9 protein-coding genes are annotated in these 8,502 nt (G+C 63.9%); all 9 read right to left on the bottom strand.

All coding sequences use genetic code 11. The annotated features are described in order from the left end of the window. Positions 1-200: 200 nt before the first annotated feature. Complete coding sequence (locus tag ACN4F8_RS14980) at positions 201-2,366, bottom strand: bi-domain-containing oxidoreductase (protein ID WP_419474296.1); 2,166 nt, start codon at positions 2,364-2,366, stop codon at positions 201-203. Then, positions 2,363-2,932, bottom strand: coding sequence for a dTDP-4-dehydrorhamnose 3,5-epimerase (rfbC, locus tag ACN4F8_RS14975; protein WP_419474295.1), 570 nt, complete (start codon positions 2,930-2,932; stop codon positions 2,363-2,365). Before rfbC ends, ACN4F8_RS14980 begins: the two co-directional genes overlap by 4 nt. Next, positions 2,929-3,816, bottom strand: coding sequence for a glucose-1-phosphate thymidylyltransferase RfbA (rfbA, locus tag ACN4F8_RS14970; RefSeq protein WP_419474294.1), 888 nt, complete (start codon positions 3,814-3,816; stop codon positions 2,929-2,931). The genes rfbC and rfbA overlap by 4 nt, the downstream gene beginning before the upstream one ends. Before the next feature lie 10 nt (positions 3,817-3,826). Then, entirely contained in the window at positions 3,827-4,726 is a 900-nt protein-coding gene (rfbD, locus tag ACN4F8_RS14965) for a dTDP-4-dehydrorhamnose reductase (protein ID WP_419474293.1), read from the bottom strand. Then, complete coding sequence (rfbB, locus tag ACN4F8_RS14960; RefSeq protein ID WP_419474292.1) at positions 4,723-5,793, bottom strand: dTDP-glucose 4,6-dehydratase; 1,071 nt, start codon at positions 5,791-5,793, stop codon at positions 4,723-4,725. The genes rfbD and rfbB overlap by 4 nt, the downstream gene beginning before the upstream one ends. Positions 5,794-5,895: 102 nt before the next feature. After that, positions 5,896-6,102 carry a zinc-finger domain-containing protein gene (locus ACN4F8_RS14955; protein ID WP_419474291.1) on the bottom strand — a complete coding sequence of 69 codons (207 nt, stop codon included), beginning with the start codon at positions 6,100-6,102 and terminating at the stop codon, positions 5,896-5,898. Positions 6,103-6,107: 5 nt separating this feature from the next. Then, a complete protein-coding gene (locus ACN4F8_RS14950; protein ID WP_419474290.1) occupies positions 6,108-7,058 on the bottom strand; it encodes a branched-chain amino acid transaminase in 951 nt (316 codons plus the stop codon). Between the two features lie 56 nt (positions 7,059-7,114). Beyond that, positions 7,115-7,549, bottom strand: a complete 435-nt coding sequence (locus ACN4F8_RS14945; protein WP_419474289.1) for a glycerate kinase — start codon at positions 7,547-7,549, stop codon at positions 7,115-7,117. A gap of 31 nt (positions 7,550-7,580) precedes the next feature. Further along, a partial coding sequence (radA, locus tag ACN4F8_RS14940; RefSeq protein WP_419474288.1) for a DNA repair protein RadA occupies positions 7,581-8,502 on the bottom strand: 922 nt, incomplete at its 5' end.

The following is an 8,502-nucleotide window of genomic DNA, read 5'->3' as shown; positions in this document are numbered from 1 at the left end:
GGCGCTCACTGAAGTACCAGGAGCCGATAACCATCAACGCAACGCCGGCTGTCACGACAGCCACGCCCTTCATGCTTGTCCAGCCGACGTGCAGCTAGGCATACATCACGGTGACGATAGGCGCCATTGAAAGGCCAAGCGTCGTAAACGCATGCATTGCATACACTTGGAGTGCTGCCAGAAGGCGTATCAGATTGAAACTACTGAGCCGTGGCAACGCCGCGTCCTCCTGCCAAAAGGTTGTGGATCTGGTTGGCGATACGCGTCGCTTGCAATTGCTGCCACAGGGGAATGGGCCAGTCCGACTTCCCGCGAATGGCTGCGGCAAATGCCTGCAGCTCTTCTTTCTGGCCTTTGCTGGATGTGCGGGTTTCCAGTGGCTTGCCGCGGCTTCCTGTCACGCTCAGCGCGCGGTAGTCGTTCAGTGAGAACACCACGCCGTCGACGAAGACTTCCATCGACTCTTTTGGAAATTCGGCATTGCCCAAAGCCGTGTAGGTGAGGCTGGCCACCGATCCGTCTTCGAAGCCGATGGTGGCAACGAAATTGTCCGAGGCCGAGTAGTAAGCTGTGGCCGGTGCCAGTGCCGTGGCCTGGACCGATTTCATGGGTGAACCGGTCAGGAACGTGAACAGGTCGTAGATGTGGCAGGCCTCGCCGCGGTTGCGCCCACCACCCTCCGGGCCGTGCACCCAGTGGTCCAGGGGTATGTAACCCGCGTTCATCCGGTAGTTGAGGACCATCGGATTGGAGCGGTTCCGCACCGCGGCGGCAATGTGCTGTGCATACGGGGAGAAACGCCGGTTGAAGCCGGTCAGGAGTACGGGCGTTGGGCCGAGAGCATCTTGGTAAAAGGTTTCGATGCCCAGCAGTTCTTCCTCGGTCAGTGCCAAAGGCTTTTCGAGCAGTACATGCTTGCCGGCACGCAATGCGTCCAGGGCCAGTGCGGCGTGCGTGTCGTGCCGTGTCGCGATGATCACGGCGTCCACTTCGGGGTCGTTCAGGACTTCGTGGTGGTCGGTGGTGGTGTAGCTGGCCGCGAACCGTTTGCCTGTTGAAGAGGCGTTGTGTCCTGTTCGGCTCGCGACCGCGCGCAACACGAAGTCGTCCTTGAGCTCTTGCAGGTTGGGCAGGTGCATGCCCTTGGCGAAACCGCCAGCGCCGATAAGCGCAATGCGAACCGCACCTGTGTGAGCAACGGTGGTCCTTGATGGCGTCAGCGGCGTGCGCCGTGCCAGTGCGTCTTCGCGGCGTGGGTAAGAAAGCAACACCATCAAAGGCTTGTCGGCGCCTGATTGCAAGGATTGGTAGGCCTCGGCAACTTTGTCAATGGGGTGCACGGCAGCAATCATGGATTGCACGTCCAGCGTGCCGTCTGCGATCAGCCGCAGGTACTCCGCCATGTTGCGGCCTTCGGTCCAGCGCACGTAGCCCAATGGGTAGTCGAGACCGCCTTCCTCATAGTGGGCGTCGTAGCGACCTGGGCCGTAGGAGCTCGAAATGAGGAAGTCCAGTTCCTTGACGTAGAAGTCGGCGCGTTGCAAGCCGAGGCCGACGTCGCCCACCAGCACCACGCGCGCCTTCTTTCGGCACATGCGGAACGCGGCCGACACGATGGCATCGGAGGGACTTGCGGCGGTGATGATCACGCCGTCGGCGCCGGTGCCGCCGGTGACGCGCGCGACCTGAACGACGTCGTCGGCGTCGTCCGGATGCACACCCCAGTTCATGCCGTGGCGCTGGGCCAAGGCGAGGCGTTCGCGATCAAGGTCCACGCCGATCACGCGGCATCCGTTGGCGCGAAGCATTTGCACGGTTAGCTGGCCTAAAACGCCGAGCCCGATCACGACGAAGGTCTCACCCAGAGTGGGGCTGGCGCGGCGAACGCCTTGCATGGCGATGGCACCTAGCGCTACGGATGATGCCGCGTCGAAGCCCACGTTGTCGGGCATTGGCACCACAAGGTTCTTCGGTACGCGCACAACCTCGGCATGGAAGGCACATTGCGCGCCCGCACAGGCAACGCGATCGCCGGGCGCATATTCATCGACTCCCGCGCCGACCGCCAGCACGACGCCCGCGCCAGAGTAACCGGTGGGTAGCTCGACGGATAGTCGTTCCTGTACGAGTTTGCGGGTCATCGACATGCCATCGGTCATCAGCATGTCGATGACTTTCTTGACATGCTGCGGCTGACGGAGGGCACGTTTCCATAGCGGTACACCTGAGGATTTAACGCCCGACATTTCCGTGCCGATCGAAATGCACGAATGGTCCATATGGATCAGGACGGTGCCCGGTTCGACGCCTGGAGCTGGCACATTCTCAAGATGCACCTTGCCGCCGCTGACAAGCACTTGTTTCATCGGGGAATAGGCTGTTCGAAGAAAGCGTTGTGAGGAGAGAAAAAAGGCCCATCGCGGTCCTTCGCGGACAGGCTTGGAGCAATGCCGAGATCTGGCCACTCGACCCCGAGCGAAGCGTCGTTCCAGGCAATGGAACGTTCATGCTGCGGTGCGTAGTAGTCGGTGGTCTTGTACAGAAAGTCGGCCGATTCGCTCAAGACCAGAAAGCCGTGAGCGAGACCAGCAGGCACCCAGAGTTGCTTGCGGTTCTCCTCCGATAGCTCCAAACCCACCCACTTCCCGAAAGTCGATGACCCTTGGCGAATGTCCACCGCCACATCAAACACCGCTCCCCGCACCACCCGTACCAGTTTCCCCTGCGCATGTGGGGGTACCTGGTAGTGCAACCCCCGCAACACACCCTTCGCACTGCGACTGTGGTTGTCCTGCACAAAGTTCACATCCAGTCCGGTCGCTTCGTTGAAGGCTTTCTGATTGAAGCTTTCGAAGAAGAAGCCCCGTTCGTCACCGAACACCTTGGGTTCGATGATGAGCACGTCGGGGATGGCGGTCGGGGTGACTTTCATCGGATCACCGGGTCCTTGAGCAATCTCACGAGGTACTGACCGTAGCCATTCTTGAGCATGGGTTGGGCTAATGCTTCGAGTTGTGCGCTGTCGATCCAGCCATGGCGCCACGAAATCTCTTCGGGGCAGGCAATCTTCAAGCCCTGCCTGTGTTCAAGCGTGGCGATGAACTGGCTGGCTTCCAGCAGGCTGTCGTGTGTGCCGGTGTCAAGCCACGCATAACCGCGCTGCATGATCTGCACGTTGAGCTGGCCGAGGTCCAGGTAGGCCTGGTTGACGGCGGTGATCTCGAGTTCGCCGCGTGCGCTGGGCTTCACGGCTTTGGCTATGTCCACGACCTGTTGGTCGTAAAAGTACAGGCCGGTCACGGCGTAATTGCTTTGTGGCTTGGCGGGCTTCTCTTCGATGCTGCGGGCTTTGCCCTGGGCGTCGAAGGCCACCACACCGTAGCGCTCGGGGTCGTTCACGTGGTACGCGAACACGGTGGCACCGCTGGCCTGTTGGTCGGCGTCGGCCAGCAGGGTGGTGAAGTCGTGGCCGTAATAGATGTTGTCGCCGAGCACCAAAGCGCTGGGGCTGTTGCCCACGAAGTCGGCGCCGATGATGAAGGCCTGCGCCAGGCCATCGGGGCTGGGCTGCACGGCGTACTGCAGGTTCATGCCCCAGGCGCTGCCGTCGCCCAGCAGTTGCTGGAAGCGGGGCGTGTCCTGCGGCGTGCTGATGATCAGCACATCGCGGATGCCGGCGAGCATGAGCGTGGTGAGCGGGTAATAAATCATCGGCTTGTCGTACACCGGCAGCAGTTGTTTGCTGATGGCCAGCGTGGCGGGGTGCAGGCGGGTGCCCGAGCCGCCGGCCAGGATGATGCCTTTGCGTTGTGTCATGCGTCTTGTCTCACAGAATTTCGGCAAGCATACGCCGCACGCCGTGCTGCCAGTGGGGCAAATTCAACCCGAATGCACCGCGCAGGCGAGCCGTGTTCAGTCGCGAGTTCAACGGCCGGCGCGCGGGGGTGGGGAATGCGCTGGTGGGCACAGGCGCCACCTCTTGCGCCTTGAGCGCCAGCCCGGGCTGGAGGGCGCGCGCGGTCTCCAGCACGAAGCGGGCGTAGCCGTTCCATGTGGTCTCGTCTGCGGCCGCCAGGTGGTAGGTGCCGCAGCGCGCGTCATCGCGCAGCGTCTGGCGGACCGCATGGGCCGTGACGTCGGCAATCAACTCGGCCCCGGTGGGCGCGCCAAACTGGTCGTCGATCACGGTGAGCCGTTCGCGCTCTTGCGCCAGCCGCAGCATGGTCTTGGCGAAGTTGCCGCCGCGCACGGCGTAAACCCAACTGGTGCGAAAGATCAGGTGACGCGCGCCGGACGCTGCGATCAGCTGCTCGCCTTCCAGCTTGGTCTGCCCGTAGACGTTCAATGGGTCGGCGACGGCGTCTTCAGTCCACGGCACGGTGTCGCTGCCGTCGAACACGTAGTCGGTGGAGTAGTGAACCAGCAGGGCGCCCACTGCTTGGGCTGCCTCGGCAAGCACACCGGGCGCCGTGGCGTTCAAGGTGCGCGCCAGTTCGGGCTCGCTTTCGGCCTTGTCCACAGCGGTGTGGGCCGCCGCGTTCACGATCACGTCGGGCCGCAGCCGCGTCACGGTTTCGCGCAGGCCGTCCAGGTCGTTGAGGTCACCACAGCCGCCACCAGCCAGCGTGCTGTGCCTGTCCAGCGCCACCAGTTCGCCCAGTGGCGCCAGGCTGCGTTGCAGCTCCCAACCCACCTGTCCGTTCTTGCCCAGCAGCAAAACCTTCATGCAGACACCGGCGCCTCGTACTGCGCCTGCACCCACTGCCGGTAGGAACCGCTCTGCACGTTGGCCACCCACTCGGGGTGGTCCAGGTACCACTGCACGGTTTTGCGGATGCCGCTCTCGAAGGTTTCTGCCGGCTTCCAGCCGAGTTCGCGTTCGATCTTGCGCGCGTCGATGGCGTAGCGGCGGTCGTGGCCGGGGCGGTCTTTCACGTAGCTGATCTGGCTGGCGTAGGGCTGGCCGTCGGTGCGTGGGCGCAGTTCGTCGAGCAGGGCGCAGACGGTGCGCACGATCTCCAGGTTGGGCTTTTCGTTCCAGCCGCCCACGTTGTAGGTCTCACCGAGCCGGCCGCCTTCGAGCACGCGGCGGATGGCGCTGCAGTGGTCCTTCACATACAGCCAGTCGCGCACCTGCATGCCATCGCCATACACCGGCAGGGGCTTGCCGGCGAGCGCGTTGACGATCATCAGCGGGATGAGTTTCTCGGGGAAATGGAAGGGCCCGTAGTTGTTGCTGCAGTTGGTGGTGAGCACCGGCAGGCCATGGGTGTGGTGCCAGGCGCGCACCAGGTGGTCGCTGGCGGCCTTGCTGGCCGAGTAGGGGCTGTTGGGCTCGAAGCCGTGGGTTTCGGTGAAGGCCGGCGCATCGGGCGCCAGGCTGCCGTAGACCTCGTCGGTGCTCACGTGCAGAAACCGGAACGCGGACTTTTCTTCTGCGGGGAGCGCGGACCAATGTGCGCGCACCGCTTCGAGCAGGCGGAAGGTGCCGACGATGTTGGTCTGGATGAAGTCTTCGGCGCCATGGATGGAACGGTCCACATGGCTCTCAGCCGCGAAGTTGATCACCGCGCGCGGCCGGTGCTCGGCCAGCAGTCGGCCCACCAGTGCGCCGTCGCCAATGTCGCCCTGCACGAACACATGGCCCGCGTTGCCTTGCAGGCTGGCCAGGTTTTCCAGGTTGCCCGCGTAGGTGAGCTTGTCGAGGTTGACGACGGGCTCGGCCGACTGGGCCAGCCAGTCGAGCACGAAGTTGCCGCCAATGAAGCCTGCGCCGCCAGTGACCAGAATCATGAAACTTCCCTAAAGGTGGCAATCTTGGGGCAGCCCGGGGGCGGCCATGAACCACGCATTATCTTCACCAATCCGCTGTTGCCAGCGGAATCCCGGGGCTGATCAGTGACCGTGTGAAACGGTCTCGCCGGCTTTCAGGCGGTAGACCGTGCCGCAATACGGGCATTTGCCTTCGCCGGTGTGGCCCACGTCCAGGTACACCTTGGGGTGGCTGTTCCAGAGTTTCATGTCGGCCAGCTTGTTCGGGCAGAACACGCCGCCCTGGGCGTTGAGGTCGCTGGCCTTGAGTTCGATGGCTGGGGTGGTCATGGTGTTCAGACCTTCGTCAACCAGTGGGCGTATTTGGGGTTGCGGCCGTTCACGATGTCGAAGAACGCGCTCTGGATCTTCTCGGTGATCGGGCCACGGCTGCCCACGTAGTCGCCCTTGCCCAGCTCGATGCGGTCGAGTTCGCGGATGGGGGTCACTTCGGCGGCGGTGCCGGTGAAGAAGGCCTCGTCGGCGATGTAGACCTCGTCGCGCGTGATGCGCTTCTGCACGATCTCCAGGCCCAGGTCCTTGGCGATGTGGAACACGGTGTTGCGGGTGATGCCGTTGAGCGCGCCAGCGGACAGGTCGGGCGTGTAGATCACGCCGTTCTTCACCACAAAGATGTTCTCGCCAGCGCCTTCGCTCACGAAGCCCGAGGCATCGAGCAGCAGCGCTTCGTCGTAACCCTCGTCGGTCACTTCCATGTTGGCCAGGATGCTGTTGGTGTAGTTGCTCACCGCCTTGGCCTGCGTCATGGTGATGTTGACGTGGTGACGGGTGTAGCTGCTGGTCTTCACGCGGATGCCGCGCTTCAAGCCCTCTTCGCCCAGGTACGCGCCCCAGGCCCAGGCCGCCACCATCAGGTGGATGGTGTTGCCCTTCGGTGACACGCCCAGCTTCTTGTCGCCGATCCAGGTCAGCGGGCGGATGTAGCAGCTTTCCAGCTTGTTCTCGCGCACCACGGCTTTTTGCGCTTCCATGGTTTCTTCCAGGGTAAAGGGCAGCCTCATGCGCAGGATCTTGGCGCTGTTGAACAGGCGCTCGGTGTGTTCTTCCAGGCGAAAGATCGCCGTGCCGCCGACCGCGTTGTAGGCCCGCACCCCTTCGAAAGCGCCGCAGCCGTAGTGCAGCGTGTGGGTCAGCACGTGGATCTTGGCGTCGCGCCAGTCCACCATCTGGCCGTCCATCCAGATCTTGCCGTCGCGGTCGGACATCGAGGGAACGATGGGGCTCATGGGGGTCCTTTGGGGGTTGTGTCGTGGAGGCAGCCCGGGCTGCGAAACCGCCGATTTTACGGCGCAGGACCGTCGGGCTCAGGCGCTTGGGAGACCGGCGTGTCGGCACTGCGGTCCAGCCGCCAGCGCACCAGCTTGCCGCCAGCAAACTCGGCTTCCACGGTGGACAGGCCGTTGTCGCTCCAGCGGTACACCTCGGGCTCTGCGCCTTCGGCCGAGATGCGTTGGCCCAGGGCGCGCGTCATGGCGATCACGTGCATCAGCGTCACGCCGGGTTTGAGCTTGGCGTTGAGCATCACGGCGCTGTCCACATGGCCGATGGGGCGGTGGGCGGCGCGCTTGAGCACCGTCATGAGGCGGGTGAAGTGCAGCAGCAGCCACATGAGCAGACCACCGCCAACGGCGGCCACGGCGGGCCAGCCCGAGGCGCGGTGCGCCACCACCAAGAGGGCGGCGCAGCCCAGTGGAATGAGGAATTTTTTGAGTTGCATGGGGGGATTGTCCTTCGGTGCGCTGCAGGCCTCAGGCCAGGCTGCGCGCCAGCTCCATGGCCTCTTCGATGCGGTCGACGCCGTGCACCGTGAGGCCTTCAAAGCTCTTGTCGTTCTTCTTGGGCAGGTTGGCCTTGGGCACCACCGCCACGCTGAAACCCAGCTTGGCCGCTTCCTTCAGGCGCTCCTGGCCACGCGGCGCGGGGCGCACCTCGCCGGCCAGACCCACTTCACCAAACGCGATGAAGCCCTTGGGCAGCGGCTTGCCGCGCAGGCTGCTGGTGATGGCCAGCATCACCGCCAGGTCGGCCGCGGGTTCGCTGATGCGCACGCCACCCACCGCGTTGACGAACACGTCCTGGTCCATGCAGGCCACACCGGCGTGGCGGTGCAGCACCGCCAGCAGCATGGCCAGGCGGTCGCGGTCCAGGCCCACGGAGAGGCGCCGCGGGCTGGGGCCGCCCGTGTCCACCAATGCCTGAATCTCCACCAGCATCGGGCGAGTACCTTCCAGCGTCACCATCACACAGCTGCCCGGCACGGGCTCGCTGTGTTGCGAGAGAAAGATCGCACTCGGGTTGCTCACGCCCTTCAGACCCTTCTCGGTCATGGCGAACACGCCGATTTCGTTCACGGCGCCAAACCGGTTCTTGATCGCGCGGATCAGGCGAAAGCTGCTGTGCGTGTCGCCTTCGAAATACAGCACGGTGTCGACCATGTGCTCCAGCACGCGCGGGCCGGCCAGCGCGCCTTCCTTGGTCACGTGGCCCACCAGCACGATCGCCGTGCCGCTGGCCTTGGCCGCGCGCGTGAGGTGGGCCGCGCACTCGCGCACCTGCGCCACCGAGCCCGGGGCCGAGGTGAGCTGTTCGGAATACACCGTCTGGATCGAATCGATCACCGCGATGCCGGGCTTCACATGGTCCAGCGTGGCCAAAATCTTTTCCAGCTGG

The organism is Hydrogenophaga sp., assembly GCF_048549895.1.
GTDB lineage: Bacteria > Pseudomonadota > Gammaproteobacteria > Burkholderiales > Burkholderiaceae_C > Hydrogenophaga.
Note: the sequence above shows the minus strand (reverse complement) of the source record. Positions and strands in the feature narration are given on the sequence as shown.

Bases quoted from the DNA above. Each gene is read 5' to 3' on its own strand.
- ACN4F8_RS14980 (WP_419474296.1), bottom strand. From the start codon at position 2,366: ATGAAACAAGTGCTTGTCAGCGGCGGCAAGGTGCATCTTGAGAATGTG.
- rfbB (WP_419474292.1), bottom strand. From the start codon at position 5,793: ATGATTCTGGTCACTGGCGGCGCAGGCTTCATTGGCGGCAACTTCGTG.
- ACN4F8_RS14950 (WP_419474290.1), bottom strand. From the start codon at position 7,058: ATGAGCCCCATCGTTCCCTCGATGTCCGACCGCGACGGCAAGATCTGG.
- rfbC (WP_419474295.1), bottom strand. From the start codon at position 2,932: ATGAAAGTCACCCCGACCGCCATCCCCGACGTGCTCATCATCGAACCC.
- ACN4F8_RS14955 (WP_419474291.1), bottom strand. From the start codon at position 6,102: ATGACCACCCCAGCCATCGAACTCAAGGCCAGCGACCTCAACGCCCAG.
- ACN4F8_RS14945 (WP_419474289.1), bottom strand. From the start codon at position 7,549: ATGCAACTCAAAAAATTCCTCATTCCACTGGGCTGCGCCGCCCTCTTG.
- rfbA (WP_419474294.1), bottom strand. From the start codon at position 3,816: ATGACACAACGCAAAGGCATCATCCTGGCCGGCGGCTCGGGCACCCGC.
- rfbD (WP_419474293.1), bottom strand. From the start codon at position 4,726: ATGAAGGTTTTGCTGCTGGGCAAGAACGGACAGGTGGGTTGGGAGCTG.